Source organism: Streptomyces sp. NPDC046915 (assembly GCF_040644935.1).
In the GTDB taxonomy this organism is placed as follows: Bacteria; Actinomycetota; Actinomycetes; order Streptomycetales; family Streptomycetaceae; genus Streptomyces.
In genome coordinates, this window is sequence record NZ_JBEYXB010000005.1 from 1 (window position 1) to 17,359 (window position 17,359).

Consider the following 17,359-nt stretch of genomic DNA (forward strand, 5'->3'; position numbering starts at 1 on the left):
GCCGCCGCGGCGGGGGGGGCGCCCGCCCCGGCCGGGGGGGGGGGGGGGGGGCCCCCGGCCCAGTGCCGGGGGCGCGCCGCCGTCCGCAGGCGCTCCGGCAGCAGCGCCATCGCGCCGCCGCCGGTGGCGCCGATCAGCCGGAGACCGGGGTACTTGTCCAGCCATCCCGCGAACGCGATCATGGCCATGCCCACGGTGATGTCGCCGAACCGGCCGATCTGCTCCACGAAGCCGATCTCGTCGACCCGTTCGGTGCCGACCGGTTCGGCCGGTGCGTGCACCAGGACCGGCACCGCCGCCTCCGCGGCCAGCGCGAAGAAGGAGTCGGCCCGCGGGGAGCCGAGGAGCTCCCCGTGGACGCTGGACGTGGTGATCAGACCGACGAAGGCGGGATCCGCCAGGGTCTCCCGCACCCCTTCGAGGTGATCGTCGTCGCCGAACGGGTTGGCGTACACGTAGCCGCGCAACTGGTCCGGGAACCTGCCGATCAGGCCCGACATCCAGGCGTGGAAGCCGCGCAGCCGGTCGCGTGGTTGCGCGTAGTTGTCGACGCCCGGGACCCGCGCCATCGCGCCGGCCCCGACGGGGCTGCCGATGATGGTGAGGTCGATTCCGGCCTCGGCGCGAGCGGCGAGCATGCCGTCGACGTCGGTCAGGCTCGGGGGCATGGGGAAGCGTTCGGCCGCCTCCGGTGGGGACAGATGCCCGTGGATGTCGATGATCACGTGTCGCTTCCCGTTCTCGGTGTGAGTACGCGGGTGACCGCGGCGCAGTCCTGGTCGCCCAGCCCTTGCCCGGTGGCGCGGGCGTGGGTCTCCGCCGCGGCGGTCGCCAGCGGCAGACTCAGGCCGGCCGCCGCTGCCTGCTTGGAAGCGAGCATGAGGTCTTTGGCCATCAGCCGCAGCCGGAAGTCCGGCTCTTCGAAGCGGCCGGAGACCAGGCGCCGCGACTTGAACGCCATGACCGGCGAGGCGAAGCCGCTGCCCGCGATCGTCTTGAGGACCAGCTGCCGGTCGAGTCCGCAGGCGGCGGCCAGTTCGCTGGCCTCCGCCAGGGCCTGCACCTCTATGCCCATCAGCAGGTTGAGGAGCAGTTTCATCCGCATGCCGGAACCGAGTACGCCCAGATGGACGACCTCCTTGGCCAGCATCCGCAGCAACGGCCGGCAGGCCTCGAGCGCCTGCTCCTCGCCGCCGACGAACAGCCGCAGCTCGCCGTCGCGGGCGTGGTCGCGGTTGCCGAGCATGCCCACGTCCAGGACCGACGAGACGTCCCCGGCGATCTGGACGACCTCTTCGGGCGCGACGGTGCTGGCGCAGATCAGGACGCCGGGGTAGGCGCCCCGGGCCAGCACGCCGTCCGGTCCGCGCAGCACGGCGCCCAGGGCTTCGCCGTCGGCGACGGCGCAGATGGCGGCCCTGGTCCCGGCGACGGCGTCGGCGGGGTGGGGTGCCACGAAGGCGCCCGCCTCGGCGAGCGGTTCGGACCGGTCCGCGGTGCGGTTCCAGACCCGGACCGGTACCCCCTGGTCCAGAAGGCGGGCGGCCAGGCCGGCGCCCATCGTCCCGAGTCCGAGCACGGCGACGGGTTCGTTGGTCGTCCGCTTCATGACGACACCCCCAGGGTCTCCTTGACGACCCTGAACCGCAGCGACTGCGTCGAGTCGACCCACTGGCGCAGCGGAGCCACCAGCGCGCGGTGCTCCTCGCTCTGCTGCCAGGCGAAGAAGTGCTCGGCCGTCTCCCACTCGCTGGTGATCACCCACTGCCGCGAGTCGTCCACGGGTTCGCCCAGTCTCTCGACGATGTGGCCGGGGGTGCGGGACACGGATTTCCGGATCCGGTCGTACAGATCCAGGAACCCTTGCTCGCCGCCCTCGATCACACGGACCGTGAAGACGACGCCCAGCCTGTCGGCCGATTGACCCTTCCGCTCGGTGCCCATGTCTCCTCCTGGTGGTGAGATCCGGCAGGACACGCATCCCACCGACTCATGGCCGCCGTACGGACGCAACTCCGAATGGGGGACGGGCCAGCGGGCACAAGGGGTTCACGCTCCGTGGTTAGCCCGTTCGGGTGGGTGACGGGACATACCGTCGCCCGGCCGCCGGACGCGGATCACCTCACCCGGACGGGGCACCGCCGCCCTTCGTGAATCGGCCCTCGGGTGACGCTCGATCGGGCGATGTTCAGGACCGCGGGTGGGGCGGGGTCAGCCGCCGAACCGGTCCCGCAGCTCGCGCTTGAGGATCTTGCCGCTGGCGTTGCGCGGGAGTCCGTCCACGAACAGCACCCGCTTGGGTGCCTTGAAGGAGGAGAGCTTCTCGCGCGCGTGGGCGATGAGTTCGTCCTCGGTGACCTCGCCGCGCGGGACGACGACCGCCGTGACGGCCTCGACCCACCGCTCGTCGGGCAGACCGATCACGGCGGCCTCGGCGACGGCCTCGTGCGTGTACAGGGCGTCCTCGACCTGCCGGGAGGCGACCAGTACGCCACCGGAGTTGATGACGTCCTTGACCCGGTCGACGATCGTGAAGTAGCCGTGCGCGTCCCGCACCGCGAGGTCGCCGGAGTGGAACCAGCCGTCACGGAAGGCCTCGGCCGTCTCCTCCGGCTTGTCCCAGTAGCCCTCGCACAACTGCGGGGAGCGGTAGACGATTTCACCGGGGGTGCCGTCGGGCACGTCCTCACCGTCCTCGTCGACGACGCGGGCGTCCACGAACAGCACGGTGCGGCCGCAGGAGTCGAGCCTGCCCTTGTGCTCGTCGGGGGCGAGGACGGTGGCCAGGGGGCCGATCTCGCTCTGCCCGAAGCAGTTGTAGAGGGCCAGTTTCGGCAGCCGTTCACGCAGCCGCTCCAGGACGGGCACCGGCATGACCGACGCCCCGTAGTACGCCTTGCGCAGGCCGCCCAGCTCGCGGTCGGCGAAGTCCGGCCGGTTCGCCAGGCCGATCCACACGGTGGGCGGCGCGAACAGGCTGTCCACGCGGTCCGTTTCGATGAGGTCGAACAGGCGGTCACCGTCCGGCGCGTCGAGAATGATGTTGGTCGCGCCGACGGCGAGGTAGGGCAGCAGGAAGACGTGCATCTGGGCGGAGTGGTACAGCGGCAGTGCGTGCGCCGGCCGGTCGCCGGCGCTCAGGTCCAGGGCCGCGATCGCGCTGAGGTACTCGTGCACCAGCGACCGGTGGGTCATCATGGCGCCCTTGGGCAGGGCTGTGGTGCCCGAGGTGTACAGCAGCTGCGCCAGGTCCTCGGTACGCGGTTCGGGGCCGTCGTACGGCGGTGTGTCCGCCAGCCGCGCGAGCAGCGAGTCCTCGGCGTCCCGCAGCGGCATCACCCGTACCCCGTCCGGGAGTTGTCCGGCGATGTCCGGATCGGCGAGCACCAGGCCGCTGCCCGACTGGCCGACGATGTACGCGAGGTCGTCGCCGGTCAGGTTCTGGTTGACCGGCACGTGGACGAGTCCCGCGCGGGCACAGGCGAGGAAGGCGATCAGGTAGGCGTCGGAGTTGTGGCCGTAGGAGCCGACCCGGTCGCCCGGGGCGAGGCCCGCGCCGAGGAGTACGCCCGCCGCGCGGGAGACGGCGTCGTCGAGCTCCGCGTACGTCCACGTCCGCTCGCCGTACTCCACCGCGACCCGTGCCGGGGTGCGGCGGGCACTGCGCCGCAGCACCCCGTCGACTGTGCTGCCCTGTGCCTGCGTCATGTCACATGATCTTCGGGCCGCTCGTGGGCGAGGTCAAGGACTTCGGGGACGCATCACACGGGTCGTGTGCGGCCCTCCCAGTAGGGGTCGCGCAGCCGTCGCTTGTACAGCTTGCCGTTGGGATCGCGGGGCATCTCGGCGATGAAGTCGACACTCTTGGGCCGCTTGTAGCCTGCGAGTTGCCCGGCGCAGTGGTCGAGCAGGGCGGCGGCGAGGGCGGGTCCGGGCTCGTGGCCGGGGGCGGGTTCGACGACGGCCTTGACCTCCTCTCCCCAGTCGTCGTGCGGGATCCCGAAGGCGGCGGCGTCGGCGACGGCGGGGTGGGCGAGCAGCACGGACTCGATCTCGGCGGGATAGATGTTCACGCCACCGGAGATGATCATGTCGATCTTGCGGTCGCGGAGGAAGAGGTAGCCGTCCTCGTCGAGGTAACCGAGGTCGCCGACGGTGAAGAAGTCGCCGATGCGGTTCTTGCGGGTCTTGGCCTCGTCCTTGTGGTACGCGAAGCCGCCGGTGCTCATCTTCATGTACACCGTGCCGAGTTCACCGGGCGGGAGGCGGTTGCCGTCGTCGTCGAAGACGGCCAGTTCGCTGATCGGCCAGGCCTTGCCGACGGTGCCGGGCTTCTTCAGCCAGTCCTCGGCGGTGGCGAAGGCGCCGCCGCCCTCGCTCGCCGCGTAGTACTCCTCCACGCTGTGGCCCCACCAGTCGATCATGGCCCGTTTGACATGGTCGGGGCAGGGGGCGGCGCCGTGGATGGCGTGGCGCATGGCGGAGACGTCGTACCGGGCGCGTACGTCCCCGGGGAGGGCGAGCAGGCGGTGGAACTGGGTGGGGACCATATGGGTGTGGGTGCAGCGGTGCGTGTCGATGAGGCGGAGCATCTCCTCGGGTGTCCACTTGTCCATCAGGACCAGACGGTGGCCGATGTGCAGGGACGCGCCCGCGAACTGGAGGACGGCCGTGTGGTAGAGCGGCGAGCAGACGAGGTGCACGTTGCCGCCGAACGGCTTGATGCCGAAGATGCCGAGAAATCCGCCGAGGTAGGCCTCCTCGGGGAGTCTGCCGGGCAGCGGGCGGCGGATGCCGCGGGGGCGGCCGGTGGTGCCCGAGGTGTAGTTCATGACCCAGCCGAGTTCCCGGTCCGCGGGGGCCGAGTCCGGTTGTCCGTCGAGGAGTTCGGCGTACGGCCGGAAGCCCTCCACCTCGCCGACCGCGTACCGGTGGCCGGCGGGCAGGCCCGCCTCGTCGGCGGCATGGCGGGCGGCGGCCTCGAACCTCTCGTGGGCGAGGAGCACCTTCGCGCCGGAGTCGGACACGATCCAGGCGATCTCGGGTCCGACGAGGTGGTGGTTGACGGGGACGAGGTAGAAGCCGGCCTGGGTGGCGGCCAGGTAGGCGGTGAAGAACTCGACGCCGTTGGGCAGGACGACCGCGAAGGCGTCGCCGCGTTCCAGGCCGGCGGCGCGCAGGCCGTGGACGAGCCGGTTGGCGTCGGCGTGCAGCCGTCCGGCGGTCCACTCCTCACCGTCGGGGGCGACGAGGACCGTGCGGTCGGGGTCGGCGGTGGCCTGGGCCCAGAAGCCCGTGGGGGGTGTGCTCACGACTGGCCGCTCCTTCCGGCGATGCGGTTCAGACGGTCGACGGCCTCCTCGAAGCCGCGGGTGAGGTCGTCGAAGACGGCCCGCACACTGCGTTCGCTGTTCATCCGGCCGACGATCTGGCCGACGGGCGTGCCGAGCAGCGGGTCGACCTCGTACTTCTGGATGCGGGAGACCGCCTCGGCGACCAGCAGGCCCTGCAACGGCATGGGCAGCGTGCCGGGGCCGGCCGGGTCGTCCCAGGCGTCGGTCCATTCGGTACGGAGCTGGCGTGCGGGCTTCCCGGTCAGCGCCCGGGAGCGGACGGTGTCGCCGGACCCCGCGGCGAGGAGCTTGCGGGTCAGCGCGGGCGAGTGCAGGTCGGCCTCCGTGGTGGTCAGCCACAGGGAGCCCAGCCACACGCCCTGCGCGCCGAGTGTCAGCGCGGCCGCCACCTGCCGGCCGCTGCCGATGCCGCCCGCGGCCAGCACGGGCAGCGGGGCGACGGCCTCGACCACCTCGGGGGTCAGCACCATGGAGGCGATCTCCCCGGTGTGGCCGCCCGCCTCGTAGCCCTGCGCCACGACGATGTCGATCCCCGCGTCCTGGTGCTTGCGGGCGTGCCGGGCGCTGCCCGCGAGCGCGGCGACCAGCACGTCCTGTTCGTGGGCGCGGGCGACGACGTCGGCGGGCGGCGAGCCGAGGGCGTTGGCGAGCAGCTTGATCGGGTAGTCGAAGGCGACGTCGAGCTGGGTCCGGGCGACCTGCTCCATCCAGCCGGTGATCCGCCAGCCCGACGCCTCGCCCTCGGCGAGTTCGGGCACGCCGTACTTGGCGAGGGTGTCCGTGACGAACCGCCGGTGCCCCTCGGGGATCATCGCCTCGACGTCCGCCTCGGTCACGCCCTCGACCTTCTTGGCGGGCATGACGACGTCCAGCCCGTAGGGCCTGCCCTCGATGTGCGCCTCGATCCAGTCCAGGTCGCGCTTGAGGTCGTCGGGGGCGGTGTAGCGGACCGCGCCGAGCACACCGAAACCGCCGGCCCGGCTGATGGCCGCGGCGACGGCGGGGAACGGCGTGAAGCCGAAGACGGCGTGCTCGACTCCCAGTTTCTTGCTCAGCTCCGTCTGCATGGGGCGCAGGATGCCGCAGTCCCCCGGAGGACGGAAGGCCCTTTCTGATACTCCGTCAGATTTTCCGTGAGCCCCGGCCGCCCCGGGCGCTCGTCAGTCGCGCTCCAGCACCGCCATCGCCGCGTTGTGCCCGGGCACCCCGCTCACCCCTCCCCCGCGCACCGCGCCCGCCCCGCACAGCAGGACGTTGGCGTGCCGCGTCTCCACGCCCCAGCGGCCGGTGTCCTCCTGGGCGTACGGCCAGGTCAGGGCGCGGTGGAAGATGTTGCCGCCGGGCAGGCGCAGATCGTGTTCCAGGTCCAGCGGCGTCTTCGCCTCGATGCAGGGCCGGCCGTCCGCGTCGACGGCCAGGCAGTCGGCGAGGGGTTCGGCGAGGTGGGCGTCGAGCTGGGCCAGGGTCGACTTCAGCAGCTCGTCGCGGACGGCGTCGTTGTCCCGGGTGAAGAGCCGGGCGGGGGTGTGGAGGCCGAACAGGGTGAGGGTCTGGTAGCCGCGGTCGGCCGGCTCGGGGCCGAGGATGGAGGGGTCGGTGAGGGAGTGGCAGTAGATCTCCGAGGGCGGCGCGGCGGGCAGCTCGCCGGACGAGGCCTGGGCGTGGGCGGTGGCCAGTTGCTCGTAGCCCTCGGCGATGTGGAAGGTGCCCGCGAAGGCCTCGCGCGGGTCGACGTCGGTGTCCCGCAGCCTCGGCAGCCGCTTGAGCAGCATGTTCACCTTGAGCTGGGCGCCCTCGGCGGGTGCCGGGGCGGGATCGCCGGTCAGGGCCGCCAGTTCCTGCGGGGAGGCGCCCACGAGGACGTGGGCGGCCGTGACGGTGCCCTCGGCGTCGGCGGTGCGGTAGGTGACCTCGGCGGACCGCCCGTCGGTGTCGATCCGTACCGCCTCGTGCCCCGTGGCGAACACCGCGCCCGCCTCGCGCGCGGCGGTGGCCAGGGCGTCGGTCAGGGCGCCCATGCCGCCGACCGGCACGTCCCAGGTGCCGGTGCCGCCGCCGATGACGTGGTAGAGGAAGCAGCGGTTCTGCGCCAGGGAGGCGTCGTGGGCGTCGGCGAAGGTGCCGATGAGGGCGTCGGTGAGCACCACGCCCCGCACGAGGTCGTCGTCGAAGTTCTCCTCGATCGCCACGCCGATCGGTTCCTCGAACAGGGCCCGCCACGCGGCCTCGTCGTCGACGCGGCGGCGCAGTTCCTCCCGCGTGGGCAGCGGTTCGGTGAGCGTCGGGAAGACCCGCTGGGCGACGCGGCCGGTCATGCCGTAGAAGCGCTGCCACGCCTCGTACTCACGGGTGCCGCCGGTCAGCCGGGCGAAGGCCTCCCGGGTGCGCCGCTCGCCGCCGCCGACCAGCAGCCCGGCGGGGCGCCCGGCCCGCTCGACGGGGGTGTACGAGGAGATGGTGCGCCCTCGGACGCGGAAGTTCAGGCCGAGGTCGCGGACGATCTTCCGGGGCAGCAGGCTGACCAGGTACGAGTAGCGCGACAGGCGGGCGTCGACCCCGGCGAACGGGCGGGTGGAGACGGCGGCGCCGCCGGTGTGGTCCAGCCGTTCGAGCACCAGCACGGACCGGCCGGCCCGGGCCAGATAGGCGGCGGCGACGAGGCCGTTGTGGCCGCCGCCGACGATGACGGCGTCGTAGGTCCGGGATGGCTCGCGTGGGGGCATGGTTCTTCGTAACACGTGATGATCTACAAGGGCCAGAGGCGTGCCGGTGCCGGCTCAGCGTCCGCCGGACGCCCGCTGCTGCCGCAGTACCGCCACCCGGCGGTACAGCTCGACGGCTTCCGCTCCTCGGCCGAGTTGTTCCAGGCAGTGGGCCTCGTCGTTGCGGCTGGCGAGCGTGTCGGGGTGGTCGGCGCCCAGGACTCGTTCGCGGGCGGCGGCGACGCGGTGGTACTCGGCCAGCGCGTCCGGCCAGCGGCCCAGCCAGCCCAGGCCGACGGCGACCTCCCGGCGGCTGACCAGGGTGTCGGGGTGGTCGGGCCCGAGCACCCGCTCGCGCAGGGCGCACACGTCGCGGGACTCTGCGAGGGCCTCCTCCCAGCGGTCGAGGCGGCCGAGGTTGACGCCGAGGCCGTGGCGGGCGCGCAGGGTCTCGGGGTGGCCGGCGCCGTGGACGCGGGTGCGGTCGTCGATCAGGTCGCGGTAGAGCCGGAGCGCCTCGGCGCTGCGGCCGAGGCGGCCCAGACTGATACCGACCTCGTAGCGGGCGGCGAGGGTGTCGGCATGGTCGGGGCCGAGGACCGCCGACCGTGCCTCGGCGACCTCGCGGTAGGTTCGCAGGGCCTCGGCCCAGCGGCCCAACTGACCGAGTGCGTAAGCCACTTCGTACCGCGTGACCAGGGTGTCGGGGTGGCGTAGGCCAAGTACCCGGGCGCGGGCGGCGGCCACTTCGCAGGCCATGCGGTGGGAGTCGTCGAGCCGGCCGAGGCGGCTGAGGTTGAAGGCGAGGTTGTGGCGGCAGCGCAGGGTGTCGGGATGATCGGCGCCCATCGTGCGCTCCCGGGCGGCCAGCACGGAGGTGTACGTCTGGTGGGCGTCGAAGTGGCGGCCCAACTGGCCCAGTACGTAGGCCGTCTCCTGCCGGGCGGCGAGGGTGTCGGGATGGCCGGCGCCCAGCACGCGCGCTCTCGCCCGGGCGACCTCCGTGTACTCGCGCAGCGCGTCGGCGGGGCGGCCGGCGCGGCTGAGGGTGAAGCCGAGCTCGTACCGGCTGGCCAGGGTGTCGGGGTGGTCCGGGCCGAGCAGCCGCGCGCGTTCGGCGGCGACGGCCCGGTGCAGGTCGCCCGCCTCGTCCCACCGGCCGAGCCGGCCCAGGCCGAGGGCCGCGTGGTGCCGTCCGTCGAGCGCGGTCACGGCCTGAGGGGGCGGGAGGGCCGGAATCTGCGGGAGGACGGTGACCGGGCGGGCGATCCACTCACCGGTGAGCCCGGCTCCGGGGTCCGGGGCCGGGCCGGGCAGGCCGGTGCCGGTCGCCTTGTGCCCGGTGGTCATTCCCCGGGTCCAGGACGGCAGACGGGGTTCGGAGGTCTGCGGGCGTGCGGTGACCACGGTCGGCACGTATCCGGGCGCCGACCGGCCGACCGCTATCCGCCGGCCCAGCTCCCTGGCGTCGTCCGGCCGTTGCTCGGGGCGCTTGGCCAGCAGGTCCAGGATGATCCGCTCGAGGTAGGCGGGCAGTTCGGCACGGTGGCCGCGCGGCGGCCGGGGCGGGGTGTCCCGGTGGCCGATCAGGATGGCCCAGGCGTCCTCCAGGTCGAACGGCGGCGCCCCGGTGGCGATCTCGTACAGCACGCAGCCCAGCGAGTACAGGTCGCTGCGCTGGTCGACCTCGTCGCCGCCGATCTGCTCCGGGGACATGTAGTGCGGGGTGCCCATGGCGACGCCGGTGCCGGTCAGCCGGGAGGTGAAGCCGATGTCGTGGCCCAGACGGGCGATGCCGAAGTCGCAGATCTTCACCGTGCCGTCGGTCAGCCGCACGATGTTCGCCGGTTTCAGGTCCCGGTGCACGATGCCCTGCTGGTGGGTGTAGGCGAGGGCGGCGGCGACCTGCTCGGCGATGTCGACGACGTCGGCGACGGGCAGCGGATGGTGCTTGTTGTCCTCCAGGAGCTGGCTGAGGTTGCGGCCCTGGAGCAGTTCCATCACCAGGTACAGGATGCCTTCGGACTCGCCGAAGTCGTGGACGACGGTCACCCCGCGGTGCGAGAGCGCGGCGGCCACCCGGGCCTCACGGCGGAACCGCTCCCTGAGGACACGGGTGAAGGCGTGGTCGTGTTGCGGGCCGAGCGGTTTCAGGCATTTCACGGCGACCTGGCGGCCGAGGGACTCGTCCCGGGCACGCCAGACCTCGCCCATCCCGCCCCGCCCGATCACGTCCAGCAGCCGGTACCGGCCCTGGATCAGCCTGGAGTCCGCCATCGCGCGCCGTCGCCCCCGTCGCTGTTCGCCCCGCGCCTCCCCCAGGAGAGGGCGTCGAGATGCGGCCGCGCGCAGCCGGCCCGATCTGTGACACACCCCCCTGCCAGGGCCTGTCCGGCAATTCCCGCCGTCCGCCCGAAGCGCGGCAGGCGGGAATTGCCGGACAGGCCCTGGTCCAGTATGGCGGCCTATAGCCGGACTTTGTACGGTGCCGGGCGCGCGCCCGGTCCGGGCCTCGCCATGGCACGCAGGATGTGTTTGGGGGGCAGTTGCCAGCGCAGACGTGCGGGAATCCCGCGCAGCAGGGTGCCGGTGGCGCGCAGCCGCCGGGTGACGGCGGCGGGTGCGGGGGCCGGTCTGCCGTACAGCTCGTGGGCGTACGGCGGCAGGGAGGCGTACGCCAGATGCGCCACCCTCCGCCACAGCAGCTCGCGCACCGGGACCAGCAGGGGGTGCGTCGGCGGCCGGAGCAGGAACTCGTCCACCGCGCGTGCCTCGGCTCCCGCGGCGAGCCGTGGCCGCACCGTCTCGAAGCAGGCGGCCATCCCGGCGCTGTCGCCGGGTACGGCCGCGGGGTCGAGGCCCACGAGGCGGGCGCCGACCCGGTGCTCGGCCATGTAACGGTCGGCCTGCGCGTCGGTGAGGGGGAAGCCGGAGCGCCGCAGCACGTGCAGACAGGAGTCGATCTCCGCACAGTGCACCCGGAGCAGCAGCCCGGGTCCGTCGACGGGGTACCGCTCCCCCGTCTCCGGATCGGACGCCTTCAGCATCGCGTCCCGCCGGAAGTCGGGGCCGAACAGTCCCGGGTCGGCTGTACTCACGGATCAACCTCCGGCAGCCTCGGTGAGACCACGATGGCACAGGACCCTTGACGATCAAATTTGAGCCTTGTCGGTCAAGTTCGATCCAAAGCGGGAGTGTTCGGATTTTATGGCTGGACCGGCCCCGGAGTGGGGAGTGTCGTGAGGGGGACGTGAGCGACGGAACGGGGGAACTGTCGTTGAAGCCTTCTGACCGGTCTGAGCCTTCTGAGCCCGCGGACGAACCGGAGCGCACCCAGGGCGTGCGGGCCGGCCCCGGAGGGTTCGAGGGGCTCGCGGGTGACGCCTTCGCCGACTTCGACCGGCTCGTGTGCCCAGGGGGTGATTTCGCGTGGCCGCTGCTGGACGTGGGCGACCCGGTGCCCCCTCCGGACCACTGTCCGCGGTGCCACACGGTCCTGGAGTTCCGCACGGCCGGCTGGCGGCCTCATGCTGGGTGACTTCTGGAAGGGGCTCGGGGGGAAGCTCGCCGAACGCTGGCTGACCGCGTTGTTCTCGCCCGCCTGCCTCTTCTGGTTCGCGGGGGCGCTCGCCTGGCTGCACGGCCCGGGGCGGGCCACGGTCCGCGACAAGGGCTGGGCGGGGGCCGCCGCCGCGTGGACCGAGGGGCTGACCGGCCTGCCCGCCCTGGTGCAGGGCCTCGCCGTGGTGGCGTCGCTGCTGCTGCTCACGCTGTCCGGTCTGCTGCTCCAGTTCCTCTCCCGGCTGGCCGTACGTCTGCTGGAGGGCTACGGAACCTCGCGCGGCCCGGGCCGCCTGATGCGTGAGCGGCTGAGCCGAAGGGCCGATCGGGACATCGGGCGCCTGCGTGTGCTGGCCGCCCGGCCGGCCGCCGACCTGGACGCCGGCGAACTCGCGGTGCGGGGGCGGCTGGTCCGCGCGATGCGGTCGGCTCCGCTGGATCCCGCCCGCAGGATGCCGACCCGGCTGGGCAACCTGCTGCGCGCCTCGGAGGACCGGGTGCGCGCACACTACGGCCTGGACCCCGTGATCTGCTGGCCCCGGCTGTGGCTGCTGCTGCCGGACACCGCCAGGAACGAGATCGTCGCCGCCCGCCGGTCCCTGTACCTGAGCGTCCAGGTGTGGGTGTGCGCCGTGGCGTCCGCGGTGTGGTCGGTGTGGTCCCTCTGGGCGATCCCGCTGTCCCTGGTGGTCGCCGCGACGGCCTACCGCGGCTTCCTGCTCTCCGCCGCCGGCCAGTACGCGGAACTCGTCGAGTCCTGCTTCGACCTGTACCGGCGCCAGTTGTACACCGCCCTGCGCCATCCGCTGCCGGAGAACCCGCTCGCCGAGCACCTCGCGGGCCAGCGCCTCACCGCGTACCTCACGGCCGGATCCCGCCGGGCCGACCCGGCCTTCGCTCCACCCGAAAGCGGCTGACCCATGCTGAACGAGCTCTACCAGCGAGCGCTTCTGCTGACCCAGGAGACCGATCCCAGCCCCGCCATCGAGGCCTGGGAGTCCGTCATGGCGCATCCCGGCCACGACACCCTCCCGGCCTTCGCCCGGTGGAACTCGCTCATCGCGCTGGGCACGGCCCGTCTGCAGAGATACGAGACGGATGCCCGGATCGACGATCTCGTGGGCGCGCTCACATGTCTGGAGAGCGCGGTACGACTCTCGGGGGCCGTACCCCCCGACCGACAGGCCATGTGCCAGTACAACCTGGCCCAGGCTCAGGAACGCCGGTACCGGCGCAGCCAGGACGCCCAGGACCTGCTCACGGCGGTTCGTACGATGTGGGGCCTCGTGGACGCCCCGCCACCCGGGGCGACCGCCCTCGGGATATGCCTGTGGGTGAGTGCGCTCATCGAGCGGCACACGGATGACAAGCCCGTCGCCCTGCGACAGCTGCGTGTCACCGCCCTGGAGCGTCTGCTGGTGGAGTCGGACGCCACGGACACCGCCTGGCGTCAGCTGGGGCTGGCGGCCGCACTCGTCGATCTGCTGCCCACGAACCCGGCCGGCTCACGGGACATGGCAGCACGCGCCCTCGCCCTCGCCGAGGAGAGCTGCCGTGTCCTGCCCGACGGGCCCGAGCGGCAGACGGCGATCGGCATGGCGGCGGACATCCGTGACATGTGGGCGTGGATCGACGAGAACATTCCCGCGCCCGCCGACCCCGGTCCACCGCAGCGGCTGGACCTCTTCGAGTGGGTGCAGGGTCTCGCGGACCTTCCCGACCGCGAGGAGCGCGTGGCCAGGCTCCGTGAGGCAATCCGGCAGAATCCGCACGAAGCGGCAAGGGACACCTGGGTGATGCTGTGCGTGGCCCTGGCCGACGAGATCCTCAAGGCGGAAACCAACGAGAAGATCGAGACGGACGAAGCCATCACGGTCCTGCGCGCCGTGCTGGGCGAGCCCGACAGCCCCGCGTCCCGTATCCGGCTGGAGCTGACGTTCAACCTCGGCATGGCCTACAGCCGGCGCCGGGCCGGCGATCCTCTGGACAACGAGCGCGAGGCGATGTCGCTGTTCGAGCAGTGCCTCAGTGAGGTGGAACCGGGGCACCACCTCTATCCGTATCTCGCCTGCGCCATCGCACGCATGGTGCGGGACGACCGCAGGGGAAGCCGGTCGGCCCAGGTCGACCGGGCCATCGCCCTGTGCCTCGACGCCCTGGCCGCCCTCCCCCCGGACGTGGATCCCGGAAGGCGGGCACGTGTGACCGGCTCGCTGGCACTCCTGCTGCCCCACCGGACGAACGGCGACCCGGAGGCCGACATCGAGGAGGCCATCGGCTTGGGGCGCCAGGCTCTCGAGCTGATGGACCCGGTCCGGGACGCCATGGAACGAGGGAACATGCACCACAACCTGGCGCATCTGTACCGTGGCCGGCTCGCCGGGGGCCGGGAGGCGAACCTGTGGCGCGCCATCGAGCACTACCGGGCCTGCCTCGCGGCGCAGCCCAAGGAAACGATGCCCGTGGACTGGGCCATGACCCAGACGTCCCTGGGCGTGGCGTACAGCATGATGCGGGGCAGGGACGTCGAGGTCACCCAGCGGCTGGCGGTCGACGCGTTCATGGCGGCCCTGTCGGTCTTCACGCTGCGGGACCATCCCGTGGACTGGGCGCACGCCGAGTTCGGCCTGGGGGTGGCCCTGGGCGACTTCGAGGTGCGGGCCGAGCCGGATCCGGAACAGGCCATCGCCCATCTGACGTCCTGCCTCCAGGTGTTCACCGAGGCGGACACGCCCTGGGAATGGGCGCTGACACAGTCATGGCTCGGCATCAGCCGGATGCAGTCGGGGCCGGCCGAGCAGCGCACCGCCGCGGCCGGGCACTTCCGCGCCGCCCTGCGTGTCCTCAGTTTCGAGAACAGCCCCCGTGACTGGGCGATGGCGCGGCTGAACCTCGCCCAGTTGGTGCCCGCGGACGACCAGATGCCCCTCCAGGACACGATCAGGGTCCTGACCGAGCACGGACGACGCAACGAGGCCTTCACGGCCTGGATCCTCCAGGTACGGCTGCTGAGCGAACGCCAGGACTGGACCGGCGCGGCCGAGGCCGGTGCGCGAGCGGCGGATCTGCACGAGAGCCTCTACCAGGAGGCACTGCTGCGGGAGAGCCGTCACATGGAGCAGCGGGCGGTGTCCGGCGACCTGATGGAGATCGTCACCGCCATGCTGCGGGCGGGCCGCACACTCGAAGCGGTACTGCTCCTCGAACGCACCCGCGCCAGGGAACTGGGCGAGGCCCTGGGGCAGGAACGTGAGGGGCTCGACCGGGTGCGACAGGCGGACCCCGACGCGTTCGCCGCCTTCCGGGCGGCGGCCGACCGGCTCGCCGCGCTGAGCAGTGCCGAACGGTCGGTCCCGGTCGCCGGTCTGGGCGCCCAGGAGGTGGAGCGGCTGAACCTCGCGCTGGTACGGGCGATCGCACGGGCCCGCACCGAGCGGGACGCGGCGCTCGCGCGGCTGAGCGGGGTGACCGGGTTCCTCGAGCCGCCCGGCGTCGGCGAACTGTCCGCGGCGGTCGGCCCGCACCGTCCGCTGGTCTATGTGTACGTGTTCGGTGGGGCGGCCCATGTGCTGCTGGTGCGGCGAGACGGCGAGGGGGGCCTCGACGTGGAGAGCCGGAGCACGGACGACGTGCGGGAACTCGCGACGGCCGAGGCGCCGACCGCGTTGCTGGACAGGCTCGCGGACACCCTGGCGTCCTGGCTGCGGGAGCTGCGGACCGAGGAGGTCACGCTGGTGGCCTGCGGACCTGTCGGCCGGTGGCCGCTGCACGCCCTGGTCTCGGACGGCCGCTGCCTGGTGGACGACTTCCGGATCTCCTTCACCCCGTCGGCGGCCGTGCTCGCCCGTCGGCACGCGCCCCGGCCCGGCCCCCCGGTCCTGGCGGCCGTCGGCAATCCCACGGCGGACCTGCGCTACGCGTCGGTCGAGGCGGCCGCCGCGGCCGCGCTGGGCTCCTGGTCCCGCGCGACGGTGCGGCACGGCACGGACGTCACCCCGGAGGCCTTCCAGGAGGACCTGCGCGGAGCCACCCACGTCCATCTCGCCTGCCACGGCGTCTTCGATGCCGCGCGCCCGACGGAGTCGGCCTTCGTGCTCGCGGAGGGGAGCCGTCTGACGCTGCGCCGCATCATGGCGGAGCGTGCCTTCCGGGGTGTCCGCCTGGTCTTCGCCTCGGCCTGCGGCACCGCGTCCACCGACACGTTCGTCGCGGACGAGGCCATCGGGCTGGCCTCGGGCCTCCTTCAGGCGGGGGCGAGCGAGGTCATCGCCTCCCTGTGGAACGTGGACGACCTGGCGACGATGCTGCTGGCGACCCGTTTCCACGCCGAGCTCGGGCATGGCACCGGGCGGGCCCTCCAGTCGGCGCAGCTGTGGCTGAGGGACTCCACCGCCGCCGAGTTCGCCCGGTGGTGCCGGCACCTGTCGGACGCGGTGGACGACCCGTCGCACCGCGCCCGGCTCGCTGGGGCCGCCGCCCTGTTCGAGGACCGCCCGCCCGGGACACGCTGTTACGCGGAGCCCCGCTACTGGGCCGCGTTCATCCACCTGGGCGCCGCTGTCAGCGCCGTACCCGGGGCATCCCCAGACCGATCCACGAGATGATCTCGCGCTGGATCTCGTTGTTGCCGCCGCCGAAGGTGAAGATCACCGCCGAGCGGTAGCCGCGTTCCAGGTCGCCGTGCAGGACCGCGCCCGCGGAGCCCTCCTTCAGGGGGCCGGCGGCGGCGAGGATCTCCATGAGCCAGGCGTAGGCGTCGCGGCGGGCCTCGGAGCCGTAGACCTTGACCGCGGAGGCGTCCTGGGGGGTGAGCGTGCCCGTCTGGACGGCGGTGACCATCTGCCAGTTGAGGAGTTTCATGGCGTCCAGGCGGGTGTGCGTGCGGGCGAGCAGGCGGCGCACCCAGGGCAGGTCGACGACGCGGCGGCCGTCGGCGAGCTTGGTCTCCATCGCCCAGCGCTGGACGTCGTGCAGGGCACGGATCGCCATGGTGCCGTGGGCGGCGAGGGTGACGCGTTCGTGGTTGAGCTGGTTGGTGATCAGCCGCCAGCCCTGGTTCTCGGCGCCGACGCGGCGGGAGACGGGGACGCGGATGTTCTCGTAGTAGCTGGCGGTGGTGTCGTGCGAGGCGAGGGTGTTGATGACGGTGCAGGAGTAGCCGGGGTCGGAGGTCGGCACCAGGAGCATGGTGATGCCCTTGTGGGGCGGGGCGTCGGGGTCGGTGCGGGTGGCGAGCCACACCCAGTCGGCGGTGTCGCCGTTGGTCGTCCAGATCTTCTGCCCGTCGACGACGTACTCGTCGCCCTCTCGCACGGCGCGTGTCTTCAGGGAGGCCAGGTCCGTGCCCGCTTCGGGCTCGCTGTAGCCGATCGCGAAGTCGATCTCGCCGGAGAGGACGCGGGGCAGGAAGTACGCCTTCTGTTCCTCCGTGCCGAACTGCATGATCGTCGGGCCGACCGTGTTGAGCGCCATCAGCGGCAGCGGGACGCCGGCCTGCGCGGCCTCGTCGAAGAAGATGAACTGCTCCATGGCGGTCATGCCGCGCCCGCCGTACTCCTTCGGCCAGCCCACGCCGAGCCAGCCGTCGGTGCCGAGCCGGCGGATCGTCTCGCGGTAGAAGCGCTTCTGGGCGGCCGGGTCGGCGTATCGGGCGTAGGCGTTGTCCGGTACCAGGTCGGCGAAGTAGGCGCGCAGTTCGGTGCGCAGCCGCTGCTGCTCGGGCGTGTGGTCGAGGTGCACGGC

Annotated in this window: 11 protein-coding genes and 1 pseudogene; 2 read left to right on the plus strand and 10 right to left on the minus strand. The window is 72.6% G+C overall.

Going from position 1 to position 17,359, the window contains the following annotated elements:
- The 9 genes and pseudogenes from ABZ915_RS13985 to ABZ915_RS14025 all read right to left on the minus strand — a co-directional run.
- A partial coding sequence (locus ABZ915_RS13985; RefSeq protein ID WP_361801026.1) for an amidohydrolase family protein occupies positions 1 to 725 on the minus strand: 725 nt, incomplete at its 3' end.
- On the minus strand, positions 722 to 1,609 hold the full coding sequence (locus tag ABZ915_RS13990) for an NAD(P)-dependent oxidoreductase (RefSeq protein WP_361801029.1): 888 nt from the start codon (positions 1,607 to 1,609) through the stop codon (positions 722 to 724). The genes ABZ915_RS13985 and ABZ915_RS13990, both read right to left, overlap by 4 nt.
- Complete coding sequence (locus ABZ915_RS13995) at positions 1,606 to 1,944, minus strand: antibiotic biosynthesis monooxygenase family protein (protein WP_361801032.1); 339 nt, start codon at positions 1,942 to 1,944, stop codon at positions 1,606 to 1,608. The genes ABZ915_RS13990 and ABZ915_RS13995 overlap by 4 nt, the downstream gene beginning before the upstream one ends.
- A gap of 267 nt (positions 1,945 to 2,211) precedes the next feature.
- On the minus strand, positions 2,212 to 3,708 hold the full coding sequence (locus ABZ915_RS14000) for an acyl-CoA synthetase (RefSeq protein ID WP_361801035.1): 1,497 nt from the start codon (positions 3,706 to 3,708) through the stop codon (positions 2,212 to 2,214).
- 53 nt (positions 3,709 to 3,761) lie between these two features.
- A complete protein-coding gene (locus tag ABZ915_RS14005) occupies positions 3,762 to 5,312 on the minus strand; it encodes an acyl-CoA synthetase (protein WP_361801038.1) in 1,551 nt (516 codons plus the stop codon).
- Entirely contained in the window at positions 5,309 to 6,421 is a 1,113-nt protein-coding gene (locus ABZ915_RS14010) for a nitronate monooxygenase family protein (RefSeq protein WP_361801041.1), read from the minus strand. The genes ABZ915_RS14005 and ABZ915_RS14010 overlap by 4 nt, the downstream gene beginning before the upstream one ends.
- 93 nt (positions 6,422 to 6,514) lie before the next feature.
- A complete protein-coding gene (locus tag ABZ915_RS14015) occupies positions 6,515 to 8,077 on the minus strand; it encodes an NAD(P)/FAD-dependent oxidoreductase (protein ID WP_361801044.1) in 1,563 nt (520 codons plus the stop codon).
- Between the two features lie 54 nt (positions 8,078 to 8,131).
- Positions 8,132 to 10,333, minus strand: a complete 2,202-nt coding sequence (locus ABZ915_RS14020) for a serine/threonine-protein kinase (RefSeq protein WP_361801047.1) — start codon at positions 10,331 to 10,333, stop codon at positions 8,132 to 8,134.
- Between the two features lie 188 nt (positions 10,334 to 10,521).
- Positions 10,522 to 11,115, minus strand: a pseudogene (locus ABZ915_RS14025) (oxygenase MpaB family protein); the annotation flags it as partial.
- Between the two features lie 468 nt (positions 11,116 to 11,583).
- On the opposite strand from ABZ915_RS14025, the gene ABZ915_RS14030 reads away from it, so the two are divergent.
- Both ABZ915_RS14030 and ABZ915_RS14035 read left to right on the plus strand, forming a co-directional pair.
- On the plus strand, positions 11,584 to 12,534 hold the full coding sequence (locus tag ABZ915_RS14030) for a hypothetical protein (protein WP_361801050.1): 951 nt from the start codon (positions 11,584 to 11,586) through the stop codon (positions 12,532 to 12,534).
- Positions 12,535 to 12,537: 3 nt separating this feature from the next.
- Positions 12,538 to 16,221 carry a CHAT domain-containing protein gene (locus ABZ915_RS14035; RefSeq protein ID WP_361801053.1) on the plus strand — a complete coding sequence of 1,228 codons (3,684 nt, stop codon included), beginning with the start codon at positions 12,538 to 12,540 and terminating at the stop codon, positions 16,219 to 16,221.
- On the opposite strand, the gene ABZ915_RS14040 is transcribed toward ABZ915_RS14035, so the two are convergent.
- Positions 16,178 to 17,356, minus strand: coding sequence for an acyl-CoA dehydrogenase family protein (locus tag ABZ915_RS14040; RefSeq protein WP_361801056.1), 1,179 nt, complete (start codon positions 17,354 to 17,356; stop codon positions 16,178 to 16,180). The two genes, ABZ915_RS14035 and ABZ915_RS14040, sit on opposite strands and share 44 nt — an antisense overlap.
- Positions 17,357 to 17,359: the final 3 nt, after the last annotated feature.